Source organism: Blastococcus sp. SYSU DS0828 (assembly GCF_054050975.1).
The window spans coordinates 32,713-55,666 of the sequence record NZ_JBJHAK010000026.1 but is presented as its reverse complement, the minus strand read 5'-3'; the positions used below and the strand labels follow the sequence as shown (position 1 = coordinate 55,666).

The window sequence follows — 22,954 nt, the reverse complement described above, 5'->3', positions numbered from 1 at the left end:
TCCTCTCGCCTCGCACGCTCGGCGCGAGCCTCGGGACGGGGCCACGGTGCGGCGCGGGTGACCGGGCAGACTGATCACGTGTCAGACGTCTGGTCCGCGCCGCACCACCCGGCTCCCGTCGACGCCGTCGTCACGCTGCCCGGCTCCAAGTCCCTCACCGCGCGGGCGCTCGTGCTGGCCGCCCTGGCCGACGGCCCCAGCCGGCTGGTCCGCCCGCTGCGCGCCCGGGACACCGACCTGATGGCGGCGGCGTTGCGGGCACTGGGGGTGCGGGTCGACGAGGACGGCGAGGACTGGCTGGTCACCCCGGGCGGGCTGCGGGGGCCGGTGACGGTCGACGCAGGCCTGGCCGGCACCATCCTGCGGTTCCTGCCGCCGGTGGCCGCCCTCGCCGACGGCGACGTGACGGTCGACGGCGATCCGCGGCTGCGTGAGCGCCCCAACGCCGGGCTGATCGGCGCCCTGCGGGCACTCGGGGTCGAGGTCGACGACGACGGCCGGGGCCGGGCACCGTTCACCGTGCACGGCACGGGGCGGGTGCGGGGGGGCGCGGTCACCGTGGACGCGAGCGAGTCCTCGCAGATCGTCTCCGGGCTGCTGCTCGCCGCGGCCCGTTTCGACGAGGGCATCGACCTGGCCCTGACCGGCGGGGTGCCGTCGATGCCGCACGTCGAGATGACGGTGACGACCCTGCGCGAGCACGGCGTCGACGTCACCGGCACCGGGAGCGGCTGGCGGGTGGTCCCCGGGCCGGTCGCGGCGCTGGACCGCGTCGTCGAGCCCGACCTCTCCAACGCCGCCCCGTTCCTCGCCGCCGCGCTGGTGACCGGCGGGCGGGTGACGGTCCGCGACTGGCCGGCGGTGACCACCCAGCCGGGCGCGCAGCTGGACCGGCTGCTGGCCGCCATGGGCGCCTCCGTCGAGCGGACCCCCGACGGCGCGCTGCGGGTCACCGGCGGGGCGGGCGTCCGCCCGCTCGTGGCCGACCTCGGCGAGGTGGGCGAGCTGACGCCGGTGCTGGCCGCGCTGTGCGCCCTGGCCGACGGCCCCTCCCGGCTGACCGGGATCGCCCACCTGCGCGGGCACGAGACCGACCGGCTGCAGGCGCTCGACGAGGTGCTCACCGCCGTCGGCGCCCGGGTGCGGCAGCTGCCCGACGGACTGGAGATCGCGCCCGGCCCGCAGCGGCCGGCCCTGCTGGACTCCTACGCCGACCACCGCATGGTCATGGCGGCCGCCGTCCTCGGCCTGGCCGTCGAGGGGGTCCGGGTGGCCGACCCGGGCGCGGTCACCAAGACGCTGCCCGATTTCCGTGAGCGGTGGTCGAGGCTGCTGGGCGGGCCGGGCGGAGCCCTCTCGTGAGCGCGCAGCGCGGCGCCCGGCGCATGGACGAGGACGACGTCCGGGTCCGGCCGAGCCGCCGTGGCTCCCGCCCCCGCACGCGTACCCGCCCGACGCACGCCGACGCCGTGCCCGGTCTGGTGATCGCCGTGGACCGCGGACGCATGACGGTGCGGGTCGACGGGCCCGACGGCGCCGTCGACGTGACCACCATGCGCGCCCGCGAGCTCGGCAAGCACGGCGTCGTCGTCGGTGACCGCGTGCGGGTGGTCGGCGACACCAGCGGCCGCACCGACAGCCTTGCCCGCATCGTCGCGATCGAGGAGCGCACGACCTCGCTGCGGCGCACCGCCGACGACACCGACCCGACCGAGCGCGTGGTGGTGGCCAACGCCGACCTGCTCGTCATCGTCACCTCGGTCACCGACCCCGAGCCGGCGCTGGGCTTCCTCGACCGCTGCCTGGTCGCCGCGTACGCCGGCGGGCTCGAGCCGCTGCTGTGCCTCACCAAGACCGACCTGGCGTCACCGCAGCCGCTGCTGGACCGCTACGCCGGGCTGAGCCTGGACGCCGTCCCGATGTCGCTGGAGCTGCCGCTGGACGACCTGACCGAACGGCTGCGGGACCGGATGAGCGTGTTCGTCGGGCAGTCCGGCGTCGGCAAGTCGACGCTGGTCAACCGGCTGGTGCCCGACGCCTTTCGCGCCACCGGCGACGTGAGCAAGATCGGCAAGGGCCGGCACACGTCGTCGTCGGCCGTGCTCTTCGACCTCCCCGGCGGGGGCACCGTCATCGACACCCCCGGCATCCGGTCCTTCGGCCTGGCGCACGTCACCGCCGACGACGTCCTGGCCGCCTTCGAGGACATCGCCGAGGCCGCCACCGAGTGCCCACCGGGCTGCGGGCACACCGCCGAGGACCCCGAGTGCGCGCTGGACGCCTGGGCCGCCGCGGGACCGCCGGCCCGGGAGCAGCAGCTGGCCGCCCTGCGCGTCCTGCTGGGTGCGGTGGGCCAGGTCGGCCCCGGTTACTGACGGCGGAACCAGCCCCGCCGCGGCTCGGTGAACAGGTCGTCGGCCATCGGCTCGTCGACCGCCTCGATCCGCAGGTCGTGGCCATGACCCGCCACGTCGCCCCCGAGAGCCTCGGTCAGCACGCAGGCACCGGTCTGCAGGTCCAGGCGGACCCGGTGCGCCTCGGGGTAGGTGGCCAGTACCTGCTGGGGGTGGTCCCGGTACTCGACGACGTCCACGTCCCGCGAGCGGAGCAGCGAGCAGCACCCGCAGCGCGGCTCGTAGGCCGGCGTCACCCGGGCGACGGCCTCCCACGCCGGGCGTCCGCCGTGCTCGGTCGTGACCACCGTGTCCACCAGCAGGGGCGGCTCGCCGGGCTCCGCATCCGTGTGCGAGTCGGCGAGCTCGGCCGGGTCCAGCATCGCGATCCAGAAGTAGTTCTCGTACATCGGGTCGTCGTGGAGCACTCCCCACGGCCGCTCCGCCACCAGACCGTCGGCCCGCCACACCGGCGCGGCAGCGGGCACGGTCAGGCGCGAATCACGGCCGGCCTGCAGCACCGCGCCGTCGAGGTCCTCCACCCGCAGGGAGTCGGGCCGGCGCAGCCACGCCCGCACGGGCGTGGCCCGCCACGGGTCGCCCGGCCAGGACACCGTGAAGCGGAGCGTCGTCCACCGCCACGGCGAGGAACGCGCGAGGGCGGCGAAGGCATCGGCGGACGGGGTCGGGGCCACGCCGGCAGTCTGCGGGGGCCGGCAGCGGGTCGTCGAACGGATTCGTCGACAGGTCGACACGTCGACGAGGTGACTCAGACCTCCACGTAGCCGCCGCTGCGCCAGTAGACCCCCGCATCGCGGCTGAGCAGGCCCTCGTCGACCAGGTAGCGGCGCAGCGCGGCGACGTCGGGGTGCCAGACCGCCAGCAGCGCGTTCACCTCGCGCTCGGGGTAGCGGACGCCGGGCTCGAACACGCGCACCAGGTGGTCGAGGACCACCAGCCGCTTGCTGCGCTGGGCGGGGATCGATGTCAGCCGGCCGTCGCGGACGAACGCGGTGAGGACGGCGTCGGCAGCGGGGTCGTCCGACAGCGGCTCCGGTGGCGGCGCGGCCTCCGCCGCGGCGCGGGCGGCTGCCCCGAACCGCTCGGTGCGCAGCGCCAGGGAGTGCCCGTCGCGGGCGACGAGCCCTCCGCGGGCCAGCCGCCGGGCGGCGAGCGCGACCTCCTTCAACGACAGCCCCGACGCCGCGGCCACCTCCTCGATGGTCGTGGCGCCCAGCGCCAGCGCGGCCACGACCTTCAGCCGCACCGGGTCGGCGAGCAGCCCCGCGATCGTCGCTGCGTCCACGCACCCGACGGTATCCGTGCATCGGTGCCCGGGTGCGGGGTAGGACCCCGACCATGGTCAGCCCCATCGACATCCAGAAGGCCCTGTCCGGCATGGACTACCCCGCGGGCAAGGACGACATCGTCAAGCACGCCGAGCAGCACGGTGGCGACAAGGATGTCCTCGACGCGCTGAGGAACATCGAGGACCGCGAGTACGAGGGCCCGAGCGGGGTCAGTTCCGCCGTCTTCGACTGACTCCCCGCTAGGTTGGGTGCCCATGACGTCGGGTCGGGGCTTCTCAGAGGACATGCGGCTGGCACACGTGCTGGCCGACCAGGCCGACTCGATCAGCATGGAGCGGTTCAAGGCGCAGGACCTGACGGTCGACACCAAGCCCGACCTGACCCCGGTCACCGACGCCGACCGGGCGGTCGAGGAGATGCTGCGCATCACGCTGAGCCGGGCACGCACCCGCGACGCGGTGCTGGGCGAGGAGTTCGGCACGACCGGCCACGGGTCCCGCCGCTGGGTGCTCGACCCCATCGACGGCACGAAGAACTTCGTCCGCGGCGTGCCGGTGTGGGCCACGCTGATCGCGCTGTTCGACGGCGACGAACCGGTCGTCGGGCTGGTCTCGGCGCCGGCGCTGAACCGGCGGTGGTGGGCGGCGAAGGACGTCGGCGCCTGGACCGGACGCCGGCTGGAGTCGGCCACCCGCTGCCGCGTGTCGGAGGTCGCCCGGCTCGGTGACGCCAGCCTCAGCTACTCCAGCCTCTCGGGCTGGGAGGAGCGGGGGCAGCTCGACGGCTTCCTCGACCTCACCCGCTCGGTGTGGCGCACGCGTGCCTACGGCGATTTCTGGAGCTACGTCCTCCTGGCCGAGGGGGCGGTGGACATCGCCTGCGAGCCGGAGGTCTCGATCTGGGACCTCGCCGCGCTGGACGTGATCGTGCGCGAGGCCGGCGGCCGGTTCACCGACGTCTCCGGCGCTCCGGGACCGGCCGGCGGGAGCGCCCTGGCGACCAACGGCAAGCTGCATGACGCCGCCCTGGAGCGGCTGGGGGCGGGCGAGACGGTCCACCCGCTGACCTCCGCCCCGCCGGTCCCGCCCTCCTGATCAGCTCCACTGATCAGCACCGCGACGGATCGACCACCGGCCCGGCCTCGCGCACCGGGACGACGTCCACCCCGACACCGCGCGCGGCCAGCAGCGCCGCACCGACGGCCGAGGCGCTGCGCAGGTGCACGACCTGGACCGGGCGCCGCAGGGCGTCGGCGAGCAGCTGCGGCACCGGAGCGGACCGCACCCCGCCACCGGTGAGCACCACCGGGACGTCGTCGTCGGGTGGCTCGAGCAGCCCCGTCGCGGCGGCCACCGCCCCGACGACGCCCTCCACCGCCGCACGCGCCAGGTGCGCCCGGCTGGTTCCCGGGTGCAGCCCGTCCCAGCCGGCGCGGTCCTCCGGTCCGGCGACCCCGCCCCGCTCGCCGGTGAGGAAGGGCCGGAAGACCGCTCCCCCGGCGTCGGGCACCGACGCGGCCGCCGCGAACAGCTCGGCCCAGGACAGGCCCAGGACACCGCACACCCAGGCCCAGGCCGAGCCGCCGTTCTGCAGGGCCGCCATCGCGTACCAGCCGCCCTGCGCGTCGGCGTAGCCGTGCACCAGGGGGTCCACCACCGGACGCGGCGACCAGCCCGGGCGCAGCACCTGCGCACCGGTGCCCAGGTTCACCTGCAGACCGGTGTCCGTGCCCGCCGCCAGCAGGGCCAGCGGGGTGTCCGCCGCGCCGACGACGACCGGCACCTCCCCGACGGGCAGGGCAGCCGCGCCGACCAGCTCCGTGCCGGGGCGAACCGTGGGGAGCAGCCGCGCCGGCACCCCGGCGGCAGCGGTCGCGGCACTCGACCACCCGTCCGCCGGGACGTCCCACAGCAGCGTGCCGGAGGCGTCGCTGCGGTCGGTGACCGGCGAGCCGCCGGGCACGAGCGCGGCCCGCAGCGCGTCCTTGGGCAGCAGGACGGCCGCCGCCCGCCCGAGCACCTCCCGCTCGTGCCGGGCCAGCCAGGCGAGCACCGGCCCGGTCATCCCGGGCACGAGCGGGTTGGCCAGCGCGGCCCGGTCGGCCGTGGCGAGCTGCCGCCAGCCGGCCAGCTCGTCGACCGCGCGGGTGTCCGGCCAGAGCACCGCCGGCCGCAGCGGCGCACCGGCGTCGTCCACCAGGACGGTGCCGTGCATCTGACCCGACAGCCCGAGCGCTCGCACCCGGGAACCCCGCAGGACCGGCGAGAGCTCGTCCAGGGCCGCGTCCAGGGCGCCCCGCCACACCGCCACGTCGATCTCGGCCCGGTCCGGCGCCGGCCGGTCGTACGCGTACGGGGACTCGGCCTCGGCCACGACGGCGCCGTCGTCGCGCAGCACGACCACCTTCAGCCCGCTGGTGCCGAGGTCCGCCCCGAGGAAGAGGCCCGTCCTCATCGGCTGCCGACGGTTCCCAGCGGGCCGGGGCCCGGCATGTCGGCGGCCGCGCTCACGCGGCCGGCTCCGGGCTGTCCCCGTAGGCGTAGCTGCTGTCCACGTACCGCCCGCCGACCGCAGCGCCCGGCGGCGCGATGGCGTCCAGCCGGGCGAGGTCGTCGTCGTCGAGCTGGACCCCGACGGCGGCGACGTTCTCCTCCAGGTAGCGCCGGCGCTTGGTCCCCGGGATGGGGACGACGTCGTGGCCCTGGGCCAGCACCCACGCCAGCGCCAGCTGACCGGGCGCCACGCCCTTCTCCGCGGCGAGCTCGCGGACGGCGTCCACCAGGCGCAGGTTGGCCGCGAACGCCTCCCCGGTGAAGCGGGGGTGGCCCCGCCGCCAGTCGTCGGCGTCGAAGTCCTCCGGGCCCCTGATCGCCCCGGTGAGGAACCCCCGGCCCAGCGGGCTGAACGGCACGATGCCGATGCCGTGCTCGCGGGCGACCCCCAGCACCTCTTCCTCCAGGTCGCGTGTCCACAGCGACCACTCGCTCTGGAGCGCGGCGATCGGGTGGACGGTGACGGCGCGCCGGATCGACGCCGCACTCGCCTCGGAGAGGCCCAGGTGACGGACCTTCCCCTCGGTCACCAGCCCGGCCATGGCACCGACGGTGTCCTCGATCGGCACCCGTGGGTCGACCCGGTGCTGGTAGTAGAGGTCGATCGCCTCGACGCCCAGCCGACGCAGGCTGGCCTCGGCGCAGGCCCGCACGTTCTCCGGCCGGCCGTCGATGGTCATGCCGCCGTCCGGGCGGCGGGACAGCGAGAACTTGGTCGCCAGCTGCACCTCGTCCCGTCGCCCGGCGATCGCCTCGCCCACCAGCTGCTCGTTGTGGCCGCTGCCGTAGACGTCGGAGGTGTCGAGGAAGGTCACGCCCAGCTCGAGGGCCCGGTGGATGGTCGCGATCGACTCAGCGCGGTCGGCCGGGCCGTACATCTGGCTCATCCCCATGCAGCCCAGGCCGACGCTGGAGACGGTCAGGCCGTCGCGGCCGAGCGTGCGGGTACCGACGGCAGGCGGCGTGGCGGCAGGCATGCCCGCATCCTCGTCCGGGCGTCGCGCCGTCCGCCACTGCTCAGGCGGCGTCCCGCACCCACCCCGACCCGGCAGCGGGAGGTCGCGGGCGGGCGGGCCCCAGCCGCGCGGACGGGACCGCGCCGGCGGGGCGGACCGTCCGCACCCGCGCACCGGCGGACCAGCGCCGGCAGGCACGGTCGGCGAGGCGCCACAGCGTGGGCAGCGTGAGGAGCACCAGCGCCCCGGCGGCCCACCCCGCCAGGACATCGCTGACCCAGTGGGTGCCCAGGTAGACCGTGGTGGCGCCGACCGTGACCGCGAGCACCGCCGCGACGACCGCCGCCAGGCGCCGGTGACGCGTGACGAGGTACGCGACGAGCCCCCACATGACGACGGCGTTGGCGGCGTGCCCCGACGGGAACACCATGCCGTCGGTGAAGACCTCGGCGGCCCCGGGCCGGAGCGCGGCCTCCTCGAGCTGCAACGGGCCGAGCCGCCCGAAGGCGATCTTGGCCGCGCCCACCGTGGCGTTGAGCAGCAGCGTCGCGGCAGCCACCACGAGCAGCGGGCGCGGATCGCGGTCCCGGAGGAACCGCACGGCCAGCCAGCCGCCCAGGACCACCAGGCAGACCATCCGCTGCCCGAGCAGGACCCAGTGCGACAGCAGCGGTTCCCACTCCGGCCAGCGGAGCGCGGGCTGCCAGCGGAGGGCCGCGGCATCCATCGCCACCAGGGGCGATCCGGTGCGGACGGCGACCGCCAGGGCGGCGTAGACGGCGACCAGCACCCCCGCCAGCAGGACCTTGCGGTACCGATGACCGGGGCGCGGCGAGGAGGGTGAGGACCCACCGTCGCCCGGGATCCCCACGGGTCGAGGCTAGGCGGGGCGGCCCGACCGCGCCCCGCGAGGACGGGCGACGGCGGGCCGTTCGGCGCGTGCACCCCACGACGCGCGTACCGAGGCACGTCTCCGCGCCCGCGTCCTCACGCACCGTCGCCGGCCGCGGGGAGTTTCTGGGTGCGGGCCGGGGGTAGCCGGGCAGGGCGTCCGGGTGCTCCCACCGCGCTGCACCGGCGCCGGGGCCGCCGCCCGGGCCCGCGCGACGTCACCCGCGCGACCACCGCCGGACGAACGTCCGAGGACGGACCGACCGAACCGGAGGATCCCATGAGCTCCCACCGCAGCCGGCCCGGCCTGCGCCGCACCGCCCGCGCCCTCGGCCTGGCCAGCACCGGCCTGGGCGTGGTGATGCTGCGCGACCCCGACGGCGTCGCCCGGCTCTCCGGGGTCGACGACTCCGCCACCGCCCGGTCGCTGATCCCCGCCGTGGGGGCCCGCGAGCTGGTGCACGCCGTCGGGTTGCTGGCCGGCCGGCCAGGCTGGGCCTGGACCCGCGTGGCCGGCGACGCGATGGACCTCACCGCTCTGGGCATCGCCCTGTCGCACCGCGAGGGCGACCGCCACCGGCGGCTCCGCAACGCCACGATCGCCGTCGCCGGGCTGGCCGCGCTCGACCTGCTCACGGCGGTGCGGTCGGCGCGGCAGGGCGGCCGCAGCGCCGCGCGGGAGCTGCTGCCCGCCTCCCCGCCCTGGACGAGCGCGATCGACGTCTCGGCGGCCGCCACGGTGAACAAGCCGCCGCAGGAGGTCTACGCCCGCTGGCACGACTTCTCCCGGCTGCCGGAGTTCATGGCCCACGTGCGCGAGGTCCGCCCCGCCGGCATCGGGCGCTGGCACTGGGTCGCCGAGGCACCGGGCCGGCGCACCGTGGCGTGGGACGCCGAGGTGGTCGAGGAGTCCCCGGGCGAGCGGATCCGCTGGCGGTCGCTGCCCGGGGCCGACATCGAGAACGCCGGCGTGGTCGAGTTCCGCCCCGCCCCCGGCGGCCAGGGCACCGAGGTGCGGGTCCGGCTGGCCTACGCGCAGCCGGCCGGGAAGCTGGGCAAGGCGGTCGCGAAGCTCTTCGGCGAGGCCCCCGACCAGCAGATCCGCGACGACCTCGCCCGCTTCAAGCAGATCCTCGAGACCGGGCAGGTGGTCCGCTCCGAGGGCACGCCCGAGGGCCCGCTGGCCCGCCGGATGGCCAAGCAGCAGCCCGCCGCACCCCGCTCCTGATCCCGCCCCGTCTCCGGAAGGACACCCCCGTGCGCGCCACCCAGTGGATGGGCAAGAACCACGTCGAGGTCAACGAGGTCCCCGACCCGCAGCTCCTCAACGACCGGGACGCGATCGTGAAGGTCACCTCGACCGCCATCTGCGGCTCCGACCTGCACCTCTACGACGGCTTCATCCCGACGATGAAGAAGGGCGACATCCTCGGCCACGAGTTCATGGGCGAGATCGTCGAGGTCGGCAAGGGCGTGTCGAACCTCCGGGTCGGCGACCGGGTCGTCGTCCCGTTCCCCATCGCCTGCGGAGCCTGCAACGCCTGCGAGCGCGGGCTCTTCTCCGTCTGCGAGAACTCCAACCCGAACGCCGGGATGGCCGAGAAGCTGTGGGGCCACTCCCCCTGCGGGATCTTCGGCTACTCCCACCTGGTCGGCGGGTACCCCGGCGGCCAGGCCGAGTACGCCCGCGTGCCGTTCGCCGACGTCGGTCCGCTGAAGGTCGAGGACGACCTGACCGACGAGCAGGTGCTGTTCCTGACCGACATCTTCCCGACCGGCTACATGGGCGCGGAGATGTGCGACATCTCCGGCGGCGACGTCGTCGCGGTATGGGGCGCCGGGCCGGTCGGGTTGTTCGCGGTCGCGAGCGCGAAGATGCTCGGGGCCGAGCGGATCATCGCCATCGACCGGTTCGACTACCGGCTGGCGAAGGCGCGGGAGGCGGGCGCCACCGATGTCCTCCACTACGAGGAGGTCGACGTCCTCGACGCGCTCAACGAGCTCACCGCGGGCCGCGGACCCGACGGGTGCATCGACGCCGCCGGGCTGGAGGCCACCCACCCGACCGCCGTGGTGGACGCCTACGACCGGGCCAAGACCGCGGTCATGGCCGAGACCGAGCGGCCGCACGCGCTGCGGGAGGCGATCATGGCCTGCCGCAACGGGGGCACGGTCTCCATCATCGGCGTCTACGGCGGGCTCATGGACAAGTTCCCGGTCGGCTCGCTGATGAACCGGTCGCTGACCGTGCGGACCGGCCAGGCGCACGTCCACCGCTACCTGAAGCCGCTCTACGAGAAGATCCGCGACGGCGAGATCGACCCGACGTTCCTGATCTCCCACACGCTGCCGCTGGAGCAGGCGCCGCAGGGCTACCGGATGTTCCGGGACAAGGAGGACGACTGCACCAAGGTCGTCCTCAAGCCCTGACCGTCCATCTGCTGAGATGATCACGACCGGGCACGGCGACGGAGCCGCGCCCTGGTGGAAGGAGGGCGCCACCGTGCAGTACGCCGAGTCCGTCGTCGACCTGGTCGGCAACACCCCGCTGGTCAAGCTGTCGTCGGTGACCCGCCACCTGGGACCCGACGCGCCGCTGGTGCTGGCCAAGGTCGAGTACCTCAACCCCGGCGGCTCGGTGAAGGACCGGATCGCCGTGCGCATGGTCGACGCGGCGGAGGCCGACGGCCTGCTGGAGCCGGGCGGGACGATCGTCGAGCCGACCAGCGGCAACACCGGCATCGGCCTGGCCCTGGTCGCCCAGCAGCGGGGCTACCGCTGCATCTTCGTCTGCCCCGACAAGGTCGGGCAGGAGAAGATCAACGTGCTCAAGGCCTACGGCGCCGAGGTGGTCGTCTGCCCGACCGCCGTGGACCCGGCCGACCCGCGGTCGTACTACTCGGTCTCCGACCGGCTCAGCCGGGAGACCCCCGGCGCGTGGAAGCCCGACCAGTACTCCAACCCCAACAACCCGCGCTCGCACTACGAGACGACCGGCCCGGAGATCTGGGCGCAGACCGAGGGCCGGATCACCCACTTCGTCACCGGCGCGGGGACCGGCGGGACGATCAGCGGCGTCGGCCGCTACCTCAAGGAGGCCTCCGGCGGCCGGGTGCAGATCATCGGCGCCGACCCCGAGGGCTCGGTGTACTCCGGCGGCACCGGCCGCCCCTACCTCGTCGAGGGCGTCGGCGAGGACTTCTGGCCGACGACCTACGACCCGGCCGTCGCCGACGAGATCGTCGCGGTCTCCGACGGCGACTCCTTCGCCATGACCCGCCGGCTGGCCCGCGAGGAGGGGCTGCTGGTCGGCGGCTCCTGCGGGATGGCGGTGGTGGCGGCGCTGCGCGTGGCCGAGCGCCTGACGAAGGACGACGTCCTGGTCGTGCTGCTGCCCGACGGCGGCCGCGGCTACCTGAACAAGATCTTCAACGACGCGTGGATGGCCGACTACGGCTTCGTCGAGGCCACCGGCGGCGAGACCGTCGGCGAGCTGCTGCACACCAAGTCCGGCGAGACGCCGACCCTGGTGCACACCCACCCGAACGAGACCGTGCGCGACGCCATCGACATCCTCCGCGAGTACGGGGTCAGCCAGCTGCCGGTGGTCCGGGCGGAGCCACCGGTCACCGCCGGGGAGGTCGTCGGCTCGATCGACGAGAAGACGCTGCTCGACGCGCTCTTCGCCGGCCGGGCCTCGCTCGCCGACCGGGTGGAGAAGCACATGTCGCCCCCGCTGCCGATCGTCGGCTCCGGGGAGGCGGTCAGCGCCGCCGTCGCCCAGCTCGGCTCGGCGGACGCGCTGCTGGTCCACGTCGACGGCAAACCGGCCGGTGTGGTCACCCGACAGGACGTGCTCGGGCACCTGGCCGGCATCACGCCTACGGTCGGCGCATGAGCGAGCTCCCGGGCTTCAACACCCGCGCCATCCACGCCGGGCAGGACCCCGACCCGGCCACCGGCGCGGTCATCCCCCCGCTGCACCTCACCACCACCTACAAGCAGGACGGCGTCGGTGGGCTGCGCGGCGGCTACGAGTACAGCCGCAGCGGCAACCCGACCCGCGACACGCTGCACGCCGCACTGGCCGCGCTGGAGGAGGGCACGACGGCGCTGGCGTTCGCGTCGGGGCTCGCCGCCGAGGACACCCTGCTGCGCACCACCTGCCGGGCCGGCGACCACGTCGTCCTGGGTGGCGACGCGTACGGCGGCACGTTCCGGCTGATCTCCCGGGTGCTGTCGGAGTGGGGCCTGGAGCACACGCCGGTCGACCTCGCCGACCCCGACGCGCTGCGCGCCGCGATCCGGCCCACGACGCGGGTGGTCTGGTGCGAGACGCCCAGCAACCCGCTGCTGAACATCACCGACATCGAGGCGGCGGCTGCGATCGCGCACGAGGCCGGCGCGCTGCTCGTCGTCGACAACACCTTCGCCTCGCCCTACCTGCAGCGGCCGCTGACGCTCGGTGCCGACGTCGTCGTGCACTCGACGACGAAGTACCTGGGCGGCCACTCCGACGTCGTCGGGGGCGCGCTCATCACCCGGGACTCCGCGCTCGGCGAGAAGCTGGCCTACAACCACAACGCGATGGGTGCGGTCGCGAGCCCCTTCGACTCGTGGATGGTGCTCCGGAGCCTCAAGACGCTCGGCGTCCGGATGGACCGGCACTGCGCCAACGCTGCCCGGATCGCGGAGTTCCTCGCCGGCCGGCCCGAGGTCACCTCCGTGCTCTACCCGGGCCTGCCAAACCACCCGGGCCACGAGATCGCAGCGAAGCAGATGTCCGGCTTCGGCGGGATGATCTCGTTCCGGCTCCGCGACGGCGAGGACGCGGCGCTGACGGTGTGCGAGCGGACGAAGCTCTTCACGCTGGCGGAGTCGCTCGGCGGGGTCGAGTCGCTGATCGAGCACCCGGGCCGGATGACCCACGCCAGCGCCGCCGGCTCGCCGCTGGAGGTGCCCGCCGACCTCGTGCGACTCTCGGTCGGTATCGAGGACGTCGACGACCTGCTCGCCGACCTCGGGCAGGCCATGACCTCGTGACCCTCCGGATCACACCGCGGCCACGTGCCGTCCCCCGCTCGCGCTGAGCCGCTGCGTCGTTCCTCGCGGGAGCCTCCGGCCCCCACTCGTCACGACCGGCATTCACCTCGGGAGGGTCAGGATCCTCGGCCCGTCCTCGGTGACGGCGACCGTGTGCTCGACGTGCGCGGCGCGGCTGCCGTCGGCGCTGCGCAGGGTCCAGCCGTCGGCGTCCACCCGGTAGTCGTCGCTGCCGCCGGCGAGGAACCACGGCTCGATGGCGATCACCAGCCCCGGACGCAGCGGCACCCCCCGCCCGGCGCGGCCCTCGTTGGGCACGGACGGCGCCTCGTGCATGGAGCGCCCGACCCCGTGGCCGCCCTGGTCGGTGTTGATCCCGCAGCCCCCGGCCCTCCCGACGGCCCCGATGGCGGCGGAGATGTCGCCGACCCGGTTGCCGACGACGGCCGCCGCGATGCCCGCGGCGAGCGCGCGCTCGGTGGTGGCCACGAGTTCGAGGTCCTCGGGCCGCGGGGTGCCCACCGGGAAGGTGATGGCCGCGTCCCCGACCCAACCGTCCAGGACGGCGCCGGCGTCCACGCTCAACAGGTCGCCGTCCTCCAGCACCTGCGGTGTCGGGATCCCGTGCAGGGCCACGTCGTTCACCGACAGGCAGACGACGCCGGGGAACGGCGGGGTGGTGGACAGCGGCGCGTAGCCGAGGAACGGCGAAGTGGCGCCGGCGTCGGCCAGGACGTCGCGGGCGACGGCGTCCAGCTGGCTCAGCCGCACGCCCGGCGCGGCGAGCGCCCGCACCGCCGCGTGCATGTCGGCGACGACCGCGCCGGCGGCCCGCATGGCATCCAGCTCACCGGGGGTGCGCAGCTCGATCAACGGTTCTCCTCGTGCGGGTCGGCCGTCAGCACCGTCGTGTAGTGCTCGACGACGGGGAACGGGTCGTAGAAGGGGTGCAGCAGTGCCCGCCACTCCTGGTAGGCCGGCGAGCCGCGGAACCCCTCGGTGTGGTCCTCGAGACGGTCCCACTCCACCAGCAGCAGGTAGCCGGTACCCCGTTCCAGGCAGCGGGACAGCCGCAACCCGCGGAAGCCAGGGATCGACGCGATGAGGTGCCGGGCCCGCGCGAACGCGGCCTCGAACGCCGCCTGCTCGCCGTCCCGGACGGTCAACGGTGCATGTTCGAGGACCACGGCGGCACGGTACGGGAGGCAGGTGCTCCCCCCTCGCGTCAGCGTCGTCATCGCCACCCGGGACCGCCGCGAGTCGCTGCTGCGGTCGCTCGGCCGGCTGGACCGCGACGGGGTGCCGGTCGTGGTCGTGGACAACGCGTCGACCGACGGCACGGCGCAGGCGGTGCGCGAGCTGCACCCCGCCGTGCAGGTGGTCGAGCTGCCCGTGAACCGCGGGGCGGTGGCGCGCACCACCGGCGTCGAGCGGGTCGCCACGCCCTACGTCGCGTTCGCCGATGACGACTCGTGGTGGGCGCCCGGTGCCCTCGACCGGGCGGCGGACCTGCTGGACGCCCACCCCGGCGTCGCCGTCGTCGCGGCGCAGGTCCGGATGGCCGCCGACGGGTCGGTCGACGCGGTCACGCGCAAGCACCGGGCCGCCGTGCTGGGCACGACGCCGGGCGCCCCCGGCCCCGACGTGCTCAGCTACCCGGCGTTCGCCACCGTGGTCCGCCGCGACGCGTACCTGTCGGTCGGCGGCTTCTCGCCGCTGCTGTTCTTCGGCGGGGAGGAGCACCTGCTGGCGCTCGACCTCGCCGCGGCCGGGTGGCAGCAGGTCTACGCCGACGACGTCGTCGCCTGGCACGACCCCGCCGGGCCGGCCACCGTGTCCGCCGATCGCTGGGCGCTGCAGACGCGCAACGACCTGCTGGTGGACTGGCTGCGCCGGCCGCTCCCGGTGGCGCTGGCCGCCACCGCCCGGCTGGCCCGGCGGGCGGTGACCGAGCCGGCCGCCCGGCGAGCGCTCCTGGGGTGGGTGCGCCGGCTACCGGCCGTGCTGCGCCGACGCCGACCGGTCCCTCCGGCCGTCGAGCGCCGGTTCAGCCGTGCGCAGCGCCCGCTGGACGCCCCAGCTGCGCGCTGAACCACCGCCGCGCCTCCTCGATCCCGGCGGCCCCCCGGAGGCGCGACCGGGTCACCGCGTCGGCGAGGTCACCGGACAGGCAACGGGCGAGCGCCTCGTCCAGGGACTCGGCGGTGACCTCCTCCGCGTCCAGCACCAGCGGCCAGTCCAGTGCCCGCGCCTGCCCGGTCACCTTGGCGCCGCCGGCGATCGGGTCGCAGGCGATGACCGGGCGGTCGTTCTTGAGACCGAGGACCAGGCCGTGCAGCCGCATGCTCACGACGGCGTCCGCACGCCGGAGCAGCGCCTCGACCTGCGCCGGTCGCCGCGGGTGGGGCTTGTCGAAGAGGTCGGTGTCGATGGGGAACCAGGGCAGGGCGCGCGCAGCCAGCCACTCCTCGATCACGCCGCGGACGCGGTCGGCCCGGCTGCGGTCGCCGTACTCGCCCTGCACGGGCGCGAACGCCACCGCCAGCACCGGCGCCTCCGGTGCTGGGCCCTCCACCGCGAGATCGGGCCGGGTGATGTCCGGGGCGTCCCGCTCCCAGACCTCGTCGAACATCGACCGCACGGCGTCGTCGACGACGGAGACGTTGACCGCCAGCCGCCGGGCGGTGGCGAAGGTCGCCGTCAGCTCCCGGAGCGGAGCGAGGTCCCTCCCGACCGGTCCCGTGGTGAAGACCAGGTGCGTGTAGTCCGCCGGGTCGACATCGCGCCAGTGCACGCCCCGCCCCAGGTAGGGCGCCCACGCCACGTCGTGGTCGATGCCCAGCTCGGTCAGCCACCCGGCGACGGCGTCGGCCCCCAGTTCGTCGCCGACGGTGGCGATCACCTCGTCGAAGCTGAACCATCCCGCCACCAGAACACGCACGACGTCCAGCCTCGCAGCCGGACGTCGCCCGGGCATCCGGAGGAAAGGAGATCCTCGCCCCCGTCCCGCGCCTCAGCGGTCGGTGTCGGCCACCAGGTCGGCGTAGTCGGGGTGCCGCTCGATCCAGCCGGCGACGAACGAGCAGCGCGGCACCACGGCACCGCCCCGCGAGCGCACCTCGTCGAGGGCGGCGCGGACGAGGGTGCTGCCCAGCCCGGACTGCCCGGCGTCGGGGTCGATCTCGGTGTGGGTGAACACGAGGGTGTCGCCGCGGCGCTCGTAGGCGGCCACGCCCAGCACGCGGTCGCCGTCGCGGATCTCGAACCGGTCGGACTCGGGGACGTCGGTGACGGTGGTCTCCATGTCAGCGGTCAACCGGCCGCGGTGGCCGGCTGTTCCTCGACCAGCTGCAAGGCGCGGGTCGGGCACTGCCGCACCGCCTCCTCGGCGTCGCGGAGCTCGCCGCCTTCCGGGTGCGGGCGCAGCACCGTCACCGTCCCCTCGTCGCCGACCTCGAAGAGGTCCGGCGCGAGGGCCTCGCAGGCGCCGGCGCCCACGCAGCGCTCCAGGTCTGCCGCCAGCCGGCTCATCAGCTCCCCGCCAGCCGGGCCGGGAGCCGCTTGAGCCCGTTGACGAACGAGGACCGCAGCCGGTCCGGCGGACCGGTGATCTCCAGGTCCGGCAGCTGCTCGAACACCCGGGCGAAGGTGATGGCCAGCTCGCGCCGGACCAGGTGGGCGCCCAGGCAGAAGTGCGGCCCCTTCGACCCGAAGCCGACGTGCGGGTTGGGGTCGCGCCCCAGGTCGAAGCGGTGCGGCTCGGCGAACACCTCGGGGTCGCGGTTGGCGGCGGCGTAGAAGAGCAGGAACTTGTCACCGGCGGCGAACCGGTAGCCGTTGAGCTCCCCGTCGCGGGTCGCGGTACGGCGCATCCAGGTGATCGGGCTGGTCCAGCGCACGATCTCCTCGACGGCCGTGCGGGTGAGCCCCGGATCGGCGAGCCAGCGGGCCCGCTGGTCCGGGTGCTCCTGCAGCGCCAGCAGCCCCTGCGAGATGGCGTTGCGGGTGGTCTCGTTGCCCGCGACCAGCAGCAGGATGAAGAACGAGGCGATCTCCTGGTGGGTCAGGCGCTCGCCGTCGACGTCGGTGGTGACCAGGGCCGTGGTGAGGTCGTCGGTGGGCCGCGCCACCCGCTCGGCGGCCAGGCGCTCCATGAGCCCGGCCAGTTCGATGCCGGCCATGAGCACCCCGGTGAGCGGGTCCTCCTCGTTCTCCACGAGCTCCGGGTCACCGCCGGAGAGGATGACGTTGGACTTCGCCAGCACCATCGCCCGGTCCGCCTCGGGGATGCCCATCATGTCGCAGATGACCCGCAGCGGGATGGGTGCGGCGAGGTCGGCCACGACGTCGAACGTGCCGTCCCCCGCGGCCGCCTTCCGCCGCACCTCGGCCAGGACGTCGTCGACGATCCCGGCCACGGAGTCCACCACGCGCTCGAGCATCCGCGGGGTGAACGTCTTCGCCACGATCCGGCGGATCTTGGCGTGCCGCGGGTCGTCCATGCTGATCAGCGAGCCGTAGAACTCGTTCAGGTCAGCCGGGATGTCCTGGATGGAGACCGCGCCCTCCCCCGAGCAGAAGACGGCCGGCTGGCAGCTGATCGCCTCCAGGTCGGCGTAGCGGGTGACCGCGTGGTAGCCGGGACCGCTCGGCATGTTCGGGATCTCCGGCTCGGCGAAGAACGCGAACGGTCGCTCGGACCGGAGCCGGTCGAAGACGGCGTGGCGCTCGGCCGGGGGGCGCAGCCAGAAGTCGCGGTCGGACAGGTCGATGCCGAGGTCGGCGGCGCCCGCCTTGCGCGAGGGCGGCACGGTTCCCGGTGCTGGTGCGGCGTCGACGGACACGAGCGGTCCTCCCTGGGCGGCGGTCGTGCCCCGCACGCTAGAGAGAATCGGGGTGACACACAACACACTCCCGCGGGATGCCCCGGGCCCGACGCACGGAGGCCCGGTCACCTGCGTGACCGGGCCTCCGTCGTGGTAGCGGGGACAGGATTCGAACCTGCGACCTCTGGGTTATGAGCCCAGCGAGCTACCGAGCTGCTCCACCCCGCGTCGGTGATCCCTACAGTACACCTGCCGGGCACCGGAGTCACACCTGCCGGCCACCGGAGCTCGGTGTCGGTCCCGCGACGCGCGCGACGCCACGCCCGCGACGACACTGTGACCAGCCGCTCGTCCCCTGGAGGTCCCCCGTGTCCCAACCGTCCGCCGGCCTGCGCAACGTCGATCTGCTGGCCATCTACTGCAACGACCACCTGGCTGCCTCGACCGGGGGCATCGAGCTGGTCCGGCGGATGCTGGACGTGCACCGGGGGACGAAGTACGCACCCAGGCTCGAGCAGCTGCTGGCCGAGCTGCACGAGGAGAAGGCCGCGCTGAGCGCCACCATGGACGCCCTCGGCCTCCCGATCCAGCGGCACAAGCAGGTGGCGCTGTGGATCGGCGAGAAGATCTCGCGGCTGAAGCTCAACGGCCGCCTCCTGACCCGCTCCCCGCTGAGCGACCTGGTGGAGTTCGAGTTCCTCGCCTCCGCGGTCCGGGCCAAGCGCAGCGGATTCGAGACCCTGCGGGAGGTGGCCGACGCCGACGACCGCCTCGACAAGGAACAGCTCGACGGGCTGGTCGAGCAGGCCAACCGGCAGCACGAGTGGGCCACCGTGGTCCGGCGCGAGGTCGCCGCGCGGGTCTTCGGCGGGAACGACCACGCGTCGGACCGGGCGGCGGACTGACCCCTCCGGGTCCCGGCGGGCCCGGAACGTCCGCCGGAACGGGTTTGCCGCCCCCGCGGGTCGTGCACACCGGAGGAGGCCGATGTCGCCGCACCTCCCCGGTCGCGGCACCGCGTTCGTGCGGCCGGGCCGCGCCCGCGCCGCGACAACCACGGAAGGGGCTGCCGTGCGCGCAACGGGAGAAGCCGGGACCGGTCGGGTCGTCGTCGTGACCGGTGCGAGCGGGGGGATCGGGCGGGCCACCGCCGTCGCCTTCGCCCGCAGAGGGGACCGGGTAGCCCTGCTGGCCCGGGGCGAGACCGGCCTGGCCGGGGCCGCAGCGGACGTGCGGGCCGCCGGCGGCACCCCGCTGGTGATCCCGGTCGACGTCGCCGACGCGGCGGCCGTCGACGCGGCGGCGAGCCAGGTGGAGGAGGAGTTCGGGCCGATCGACGTCTGGTGCAACGTCGCCTTCAGCACCGTGTTCGCGCCCTTCGAGGAGATCACCGCCGAGGAGTGGGAGCGCGTCACCCAGGTCACCTACCTCGGGTTCGTGCACGGCACCATGTCGGCGCTGCGGCGGATGAAGCCCCGGGACCGCGGCGTGATCGTGCAGACCGGCTCCGCCCTGGCGTACCGGGGCATCCCCCTGCAGAGCGTCTACTGCGGGGCCAAGCACGCCATCAAGGGCTTCACCGAGTCCCTGCTGACCGAGCTCCGGCACGACGGCAGCAACGTGCACGTCACGATGGTGAACCTGCCCGGGGTCAACACCCCGCAGTTCGACTGGGTGCTCAACAGGCTCCCCGAACGGCCGCAGCCGGTGCCGCCGATCTACCCGGTGGACATGATGGCCGAGGCCCTCGTGCACGCGAGCGAGCACCCGCGGCGCCGTGCGTGGTGGGTCGGCAACCCGACCGTCTGGACGATCCTCGGCAACAAGGTCTGGCCGCAGTTCCTCGACTGGTACCTCGCCCGCAACGGGTACGAGGGCCAGCAGCGCGGTGAGCCGGCCTCTCCGGACGACCCGGTGAACCTCTGGAAGCCGGCCGACGGGCCCGACGGCCGCGACTTCGGCGCCCGCGGCAGCTTCCGGCACCGGACCCGCGACCGGGATCCGCAGATCTGGGCCTCCCGCCAGCACGGCACCCTCGCCGCGGCCGGTGCCGGGCTCCTGGCGACGGCGGTGGCCGCCTGGCGCCGCGACCGCTGACCGATGGCGGGGCGGATCGAGGACTACGCGCTGATCGGGGACCTGCAGACCTCCGGATCATGTACGGCCTCGACAGCACCCGGCGGCTGCCGGAGCACGAGCTGCCCTGGCTCGCCGGCTACGAGGGCTCCGCGCCGGTACGGATCGGGAACGCCGCCGCCGACCAGTTCCAGCTCGACGTCTGGGGCGAGGTGCTCGACAGCCTGCACCTGGCCCGCGAGACCGGCATGCCGCACAGCGCGGACGCGTGGTCCCTGCAGCGGGAGCTCCTGGACTACCTGGAGGGCGCGTGGCACGAGCCCGGCAACGGCCTGTGGGAGGTGCGCGCCACGCGTCGGCACTTCGTGCACAGCAAGGTCATGGCCTGGGCCGGCGTCGACAGCGCGGTGCGGGCGGTCGAACAGCAGGGCCTCGACGGTCCGGTGGACCGCTGGCGGGCCCTGCGGGAGGAGATCCACGCCGACGTGTGCGCGAAGGGCTACGACGCCGAGCGCGGCACGTTCACCCAGTACTACGGCTCGCGGGGTCTGGACGCGGCCCTGCTGCTCATCCCGCGGTTCGGGTTCCTCGACTGGGACGACCCCCGGGTGACGGGCACCGTCGAGGCCGTCCGCCGCGAACTGGACGAGGACGGCCTCCTGCTGCGGTACCGGCCGGAGGCCGAGGACACCGACGACGGGCTGCCCGGTCCCGAGGGCGCCTTCCTCGCCTGCAGCTTCTGGCTGGTCGACGCGCTGAACGGCACCGGCCGCCGCGACGAGGCGACGCGGTTGTTCGAGCGGTTGCTCGGGCTGCGCAACGACGTCGGGTTGCTGAGCGAGGAGTACGACACCCGGCTCGGTCGTCAGCTCGGCAACGTGCCGCAGGCGTTCAGCCACGTCGGCCTGGTCAACGCCGCCCGGCACCTCAGCGGGACGCACCCGGCCGAGCAACCCGGATCGGACACAGCCGGCCGGCTCTGAGCCGGCTGGTCCCGTGGGAGTCGGGCCGTCCGGACCTCAGGACGGCGTGAGTCCGGCAGCAAGGTGTGACAGATGTGCGCAAGTCCCCAGCGGCGGTGCTGACATCGTCGTGGGGCGGGAGGACGGCGCTTCCCGCAGACCCCATACGTGCTCACCGGCCAAGTGACTACGGTGCTCGCGATGGCGCGAGTCTTGGTGACGGGGATGTCAGGCGCCGGGAAGACGACGCTCTTGGCCGAGCTGGGACGCCGAGGTCACCTGACCGTTGACACCGACTACGGCGGGTGGAAACGTCCCGACGGCACTTGGGACGAACGGCGCATGGACCGGCTGCTGGCCACGCACCCTGAGGTGGTCATCTCCGGCACGGTGGACAACCAAGGCCGCTTCTACGACCGCTTCGAGCATGTCGTCCTCCTGAGCGCGCCGCTTGACGTGCTGCTGGACCGGGTGCGCACCCGGCAGAACAACCCGTACGGCAAGACGATGGAGCAGCAGGCCGAGATGGCCCGCTACCTGGACGAGGTCGAGCCGCTCCTGCGCCGAGGTGCCAGCCGGGAGCTCGACGGGCGACGTCCGGTAGCCGAACTCGCCGATGTGGTGGAGGACCTTCTCACCGGCAGGTCGTGACCTGCAGCTCGACCCAGCGGAGGTCACGCGCTGTCGTGCGACTTGCGCACAGAACATCTCACCTTGCTGCTGAACTCAGGACGGCGTGAGTTCGGCAGCAGGTGGCCTCAGGTGGTGCGCAGGAAGGGCACATCTGGCCGCCCCGCCGGGCGTTGAGCCGCGTCAGGGCGCGGTTCAACGCCCGGTGGCTCGGCTCGACCCGCGTGCCAATACGGCACGGCGGGCCTCCATGCCGGGCGGGGCCCCTCCCACCCGGGAGTCACCGTGCTGCCGAACTCAGGACGGGGTGCGCGCTTCCTCCGCGCTCGCGTTCGCCGCGTCCCGGTCGGCCGCCCGGGTCCGCTGCGGTTCGACGGTGTACTTCGGGTCCTTCGCGCTGGCCATGCCGGCGTCGAAGACACCGAACCGGGTGAGCGCGGAGCCGGCCGCCAGGAGGGCTCCCCCGAGCACCGCCGGCAGCCGGCGCCGGCCGGAGGCCAGCGTCAGCGCCGTCCCCGCGACCGTGCAGGCCCGGGCCGCCTTCAGCAGCCGACCCGGGCGGCCGGCGCGGTAGGGCTCGCTGACCAGCCCGTGGCCGTGCTCCACCCGGTGCATAATCCCGAGCTCGATCGCGGCACCGGCGACCGCGACCTTCCGGGCGGGCCCGGCCTCCGCGACCGGGGTGCACGCCGTGGCGATGCCTCCCCCGGCGGCCATGGCCGAGCCGGCGAAGACCAACGGCAGCTCCCGGTGCGCCTCGTGCCACGAGGGCACCGCGGTGTCGGAGAGCAGCGCCGCCGTGTAGGTGGTCATCGGCCCGCCGAGCACGGCCGCCCCCACCCCGGTGAGCACCCGCAGGCGCGGGAAGCGACCCAGCAGGTGGGCGCCGGCCGTCGCCGTGGCCAGGGCGCTGAACGGCGCCAGGATCCAGGACCCCACCGACAACGGCGACGTCGGCTTGAACACGCGCAGCATGTAGAGGAACCGCGCCGGCCGGCCCAGGTCGTGGATGAGGAAGGCCACCGACGAGAGCGCCCCGCCACCGGCGGTCAGGTGCGCGACCCGCGCGAGCTGCGGCCGGCCGGTCAGCTCGGCCATCGTCCCCAGCAGCGCCGACGAGCCGGCCGCCCCACCGAGGAAGAGGTACAGCGGCACGTCCGGGGTCTTCCACACCGGCGGCTTGATCACCGGCCGCCCGTAGTAGGAGGTGAACTCCGCCTCCCCGACCACCGACTCGCCAGGACGCGGCGGGCGGCCCCCAGCGCGACGCCGTCGCTCCCGGTCCTCGGCCGGTGGCCCGTCCGCCCGGCGCCAG

The 22,954-nt window shown here is 74.5% G+C and carries 25 protein-coding genes and 1 tRNA gene; 13 read left to right on the top strand and 13 right to left on the bottom strand.

The window, feature by feature from the left end; genetic code table 11:
• Positions 1 to 78: 78 nt before the first annotated feature.
• Together aroA and rsgA are read left to right on the top strand one after the other, a co-directional pair.
• Complete coding sequence (gene aroA, locus ACI79Q_RS17735) at positions 79 to 1,362, top strand: 3-phosphoshikimate 1-carboxyvinyltransferase (protein WP_456589278.1); 1,284 nt, start codon at positions 79 to 81, stop codon at positions 1,360 to 1,362.
• Positions 1,359 to 2,375, top strand: a complete 1,017-nt coding sequence (gene rsgA / locus ACI79Q_RS17730) for a ribosome small subunit-dependent GTPase A (protein ID WP_456589279.1) — start codon at positions 1,359 to 1,361, stop codon at positions 2,373 to 2,375. The genes aroA and rsgA overlap by 4 nt, the downstream gene beginning before the upstream one ends.
• Here rsgA and ACI79Q_RS17725 read toward each other — a convergent pair.
• On the bottom strand, positions 2,369 to 3,088 hold the full coding sequence (locus ACI79Q_RS17725; protein ID WP_456615112.1) for a hypothetical protein: 720 nt from the start codon (positions 3,086 to 3,088) through the stop codon (positions 2,369 to 2,371). The genes rsgA and ACI79Q_RS17725 overlap by 7 nt on opposite strands.
• 74 nt (positions 3,089 to 3,162) lie before the next feature.
• Positions 3,163 to 3,699: a DUF2087 domain-containing protein gene (locus ACI79Q_RS17720; protein ID WP_456589281.1), complete on the bottom strand. Its 537-nt coding sequence runs from the start codon at positions 3,697 to 3,699 to the stop codon at positions 3,163 to 3,165.
• 53 nt (positions 3,700 to 3,752) lie between these two features.
• Here ACI79Q_RS17720 and ACI79Q_RS17715 point away from each other — a divergent pair, with 53 nt between their 5' ends.
• Both ACI79Q_RS17715 and hisN read left to right on the top strand, forming a co-directional pair.
• Positions 3,753 to 3,935 (top strand): DUF2795 domain-containing protein, encoded by a 183-nt coding sequence (locus ACI79Q_RS17715; RefSeq protein ID WP_456589282.1) that lies wholly within the window; start codon positions 3,753 to 3,755, stop codon positions 3,933 to 3,935.
• A 22-nt stretch (positions 3,936 to 3,957) separates the two neighbouring features.
• Positions 3,958 to 4,797, top strand: a complete 840-nt coding sequence (gene hisN / locus ACI79Q_RS17710) for a histidinol-phosphatase (protein ID WP_456589283.1) — start codon at positions 3,958 to 3,960, stop codon at positions 4,795 to 4,797.
• A gap of 13 nt (positions 4,798 to 4,810) precedes the next feature.
• Here the strand turns inward: hisN and ACI79Q_RS17705 are convergent, their stop codons facing one another.
• Genes ACI79Q_RS17705 through ACI79Q_RS17695 form a run of 3 tightly spaced genes read right to left on the bottom strand, consistent with a single transcriptional unit; the run spans position 4,811 to position 8,082 of the window.
• On the bottom strand, positions 4,811 to 6,157 hold the full coding sequence (locus ACI79Q_RS17705) for an FGGY family carbohydrate kinase (protein WP_456599532.1): 1,347 nt from the start codon (positions 6,155 to 6,157) through the stop codon (positions 4,811 to 4,813).
• Positions 6,158 to 6,209: 52 nt separating this feature from the next.
• A complete protein-coding gene (locus ACI79Q_RS17700; RefSeq protein WP_456615111.1) occupies positions 6,210 to 7,232 on the bottom strand; it encodes an aldo/keto reductase in 1,023 nt (340 codons plus the stop codon).
• A gap of 40 nt (positions 7,233 to 7,272) precedes the next feature.
• Positions 7,273 to 8,082, bottom strand: coding sequence for a phosphatase PAP2 family protein (locus ACI79Q_RS17695; RefSeq protein ID WP_456589286.1), 810 nt, complete (start codon positions 8,080 to 8,082; stop codon positions 7,273 to 7,275).
• Between the two features lie 300 nt (positions 8,083 to 8,382).
• Between ACI79Q_RS17695 and ACI79Q_RS17690 the strand changes: the two genes are divergently transcribed.
• Genes ACI79Q_RS17690 through ACI79Q_RS17675 form a run of 4 tightly spaced genes read left to right on the top strand, consistent with a single transcriptional unit; the run spans position 8,383 to position 13,145 of the window.
• Positions 8,383 to 9,330, top strand: a complete 948-nt coding sequence (locus ACI79Q_RS17690; RefSeq protein WP_456589287.1) for an SRPBCC family protein — start codon at positions 8,383 to 8,385, stop codon at positions 9,328 to 9,330.
• A 29-nt stretch (positions 9,331 to 9,359) separates the two neighbouring features.
• The gene (locus tag ACI79Q_RS17685) at positions 9,360 to 10,532 is read left to right on the top strand and encodes a zinc-dependent alcohol dehydrogenase (RefSeq protein WP_456615110.1); all 1,173 of its coding nucleotides are present in this window, start codon (positions 9,360 to 9,362) and stop codon (positions 10,530 to 10,532) included.
• Positions 10,533 to 10,548: 16 nt separating this feature from the next.
• Positions 10,549 to 12,000: a cystathionine beta-synthase gene (locus ACI79Q_RS17680; protein ID WP_456615109.1), complete on the top strand. Its 1,452-nt coding sequence runs from the start codon at positions 10,549 to 10,551 to the stop codon at positions 11,998 to 12,000.
• Positions 11,997 to 13,145, top strand: coding sequence for a cystathionine gamma-synthase (locus tag ACI79Q_RS17675; protein WP_456615108.1), 1,149 nt, complete (start codon positions 11,997 to 11,999; stop codon positions 13,143 to 13,145). Before ACI79Q_RS17680 ends, ACI79Q_RS17675 begins: the two co-directional genes overlap by 4 nt.
• Positions 13,146 to 13,247: 102 nt before the next feature.
• Here ACI79Q_RS17675 and map read toward each other — a convergent pair whose 3' ends face one another.
• Positions 13,248 to 14,018 (bottom strand): type I methionyl aminopeptidase, encoded by a 771-nt coding sequence (gene map / locus ACI79Q_RS17670; protein WP_456589291.1) that lies wholly within the window; start codon positions 14,016 to 14,018, stop codon positions 13,248 to 13,250.
• The gene (locus tag ACI79Q_RS17665; protein ID WP_456589292.1) at positions 14,015 to 14,332 is read right to left on the bottom strand and encodes an antibiotic biosynthesis monooxygenase family protein; all 318 of its coding nucleotides are present in this window, start codon (positions 14,330 to 14,332) and stop codon (positions 14,015 to 14,017) included. Before ACI79Q_RS17665 ends, map begins: the two co-directional genes overlap by 4 nt.
• A gap of 22 nt (positions 14,333 to 14,354) precedes the next feature.
• On the opposite strand from ACI79Q_RS17665, the gene ACI79Q_RS17660 reads away from it, so the two are divergent.
• A complete protein-coding gene (locus tag ACI79Q_RS17660) occupies positions 14,355 to 15,236 on the top strand; it encodes a glycosyltransferase family 2 protein (protein ID WP_456597154.1) in 882 nt (293 codons plus the stop codon).
• On the opposite strand, the gene ACI79Q_RS17655 is transcribed toward ACI79Q_RS17660, so the two are convergent.
• The 5 genes from ACI79Q_RS17655 to ACI79Q_RS17635 form a co-directional block, all read right to left on the bottom strand.
• On the bottom strand, positions 15,193 to 16,086 hold the full coding sequence (locus tag ACI79Q_RS17655) for a polysaccharide pyruvyl transferase family protein (protein ID WP_456589294.1): 894 nt from the start codon (positions 16,084 to 16,086) through the stop codon (positions 15,193 to 15,195). The two genes, ACI79Q_RS17660 and ACI79Q_RS17655, sit on opposite strands and share 44 nt — an antisense overlap.
• Positions 16,087 to 16,158: 72 nt before the next feature.
• The gene (locus ACI79Q_RS17650; protein WP_456589295.1) at positions 16,159 to 16,449 is read right to left on the bottom strand and encodes a GNAT family N-acetyltransferase; all 291 of its coding nucleotides are present in this window, start codon (positions 16,447 to 16,449) and stop codon (positions 16,159 to 16,161) included.
• A gap of 8 nt (positions 16,450 to 16,457) precedes the next feature.
• Complete coding sequence (locus ACI79Q_RS17645) at positions 16,458 to 16,676, bottom strand: ferredoxin (protein ID WP_456589296.1); 219 nt, start codon at positions 16,674 to 16,676, stop codon at positions 16,458 to 16,460.
• Positions 16,676 to 17,989 (bottom strand): cytochrome P450, encoded by a 1,314-nt coding sequence (locus tag ACI79Q_RS17640; protein WP_456615107.1) that lies wholly within the window; start codon positions 17,987 to 17,989, stop codon positions 16,676 to 16,678. Before ACI79Q_RS17640 ends, ACI79Q_RS17645 begins: the two co-directional genes overlap by 1 nt.
• Positions 17,990 to 18,122: 133 nt before the next feature.
• Positions 18,123 to 18,199: transfer RNA gene (locus ACI79Q_RS17635), tRNA-Met, on the bottom strand.
• A 140-nt stretch (positions 18,200 to 18,339) separates the two neighbouring features.
• On the opposite strand from ACI79Q_RS17635, the gene ACI79Q_RS17630 reads away from it, so the two are divergent.
• From ACI79Q_RS17630 to ACI79Q_RS17615, 4 genes are all read left to right on the top strand, one after another.
• Positions 18,340 to 18,876, top strand: a complete 537-nt coding sequence (locus ACI79Q_RS17630) for a hypothetical protein (RefSeq protein WP_456589298.1) — start codon at positions 18,340 to 18,342, stop codon at positions 18,874 to 18,876.
• Positions 18,877 to 18,994: 118 nt separating this feature from the next.
• Entirely contained in the window at positions 18,995 to 20,068 is a 1,074-nt protein-coding gene (locus ACI79Q_RS17625) for an SDR family oxidoreductase (protein WP_456599565.1), read from the top strand.
• Positions 20,069 to 20,127: 59 nt separating this feature from the next.
• The gene (locus tag ACI79Q_RS17620; protein WP_456615106.1) at positions 20,128 to 21,030 is read left to right on the top strand and encodes a glycoside hydrolase family 15 protein; all 903 of its coding nucleotides are present in this window, start codon (positions 20,128 to 20,130) and stop codon (positions 21,028 to 21,030) included.
• Positions 21,031 to 21,210: 180 nt separating this feature from the next.
• Positions 21,211 to 21,660, top strand: a complete 450-nt coding sequence (locus ACI79Q_RS17615; protein WP_456615105.1) for an AAA family ATPase — start codon at positions 21,211 to 21,213, stop codon at positions 21,658 to 21,660.
• Between the two features lie 276 nt (positions 21,661 to 21,936).
• Here the strand turns inward: ACI79Q_RS17615 and nrfD are convergent, their stop codons facing one another.
• On the bottom strand, positions 21,937 to 22,869 hold the full coding sequence (nrfD, locus tag ACI79Q_RS17610) for an NrfD/PsrC family molybdoenzyme membrane anchor subunit (protein WP_456615104.1): 933 nt from the start codon (positions 22,867 to 22,869) through the stop codon (positions 21,937 to 21,939).
• Between the last annotated feature and the right edge of the window lie 85 nt (positions 22,870 to 22,954).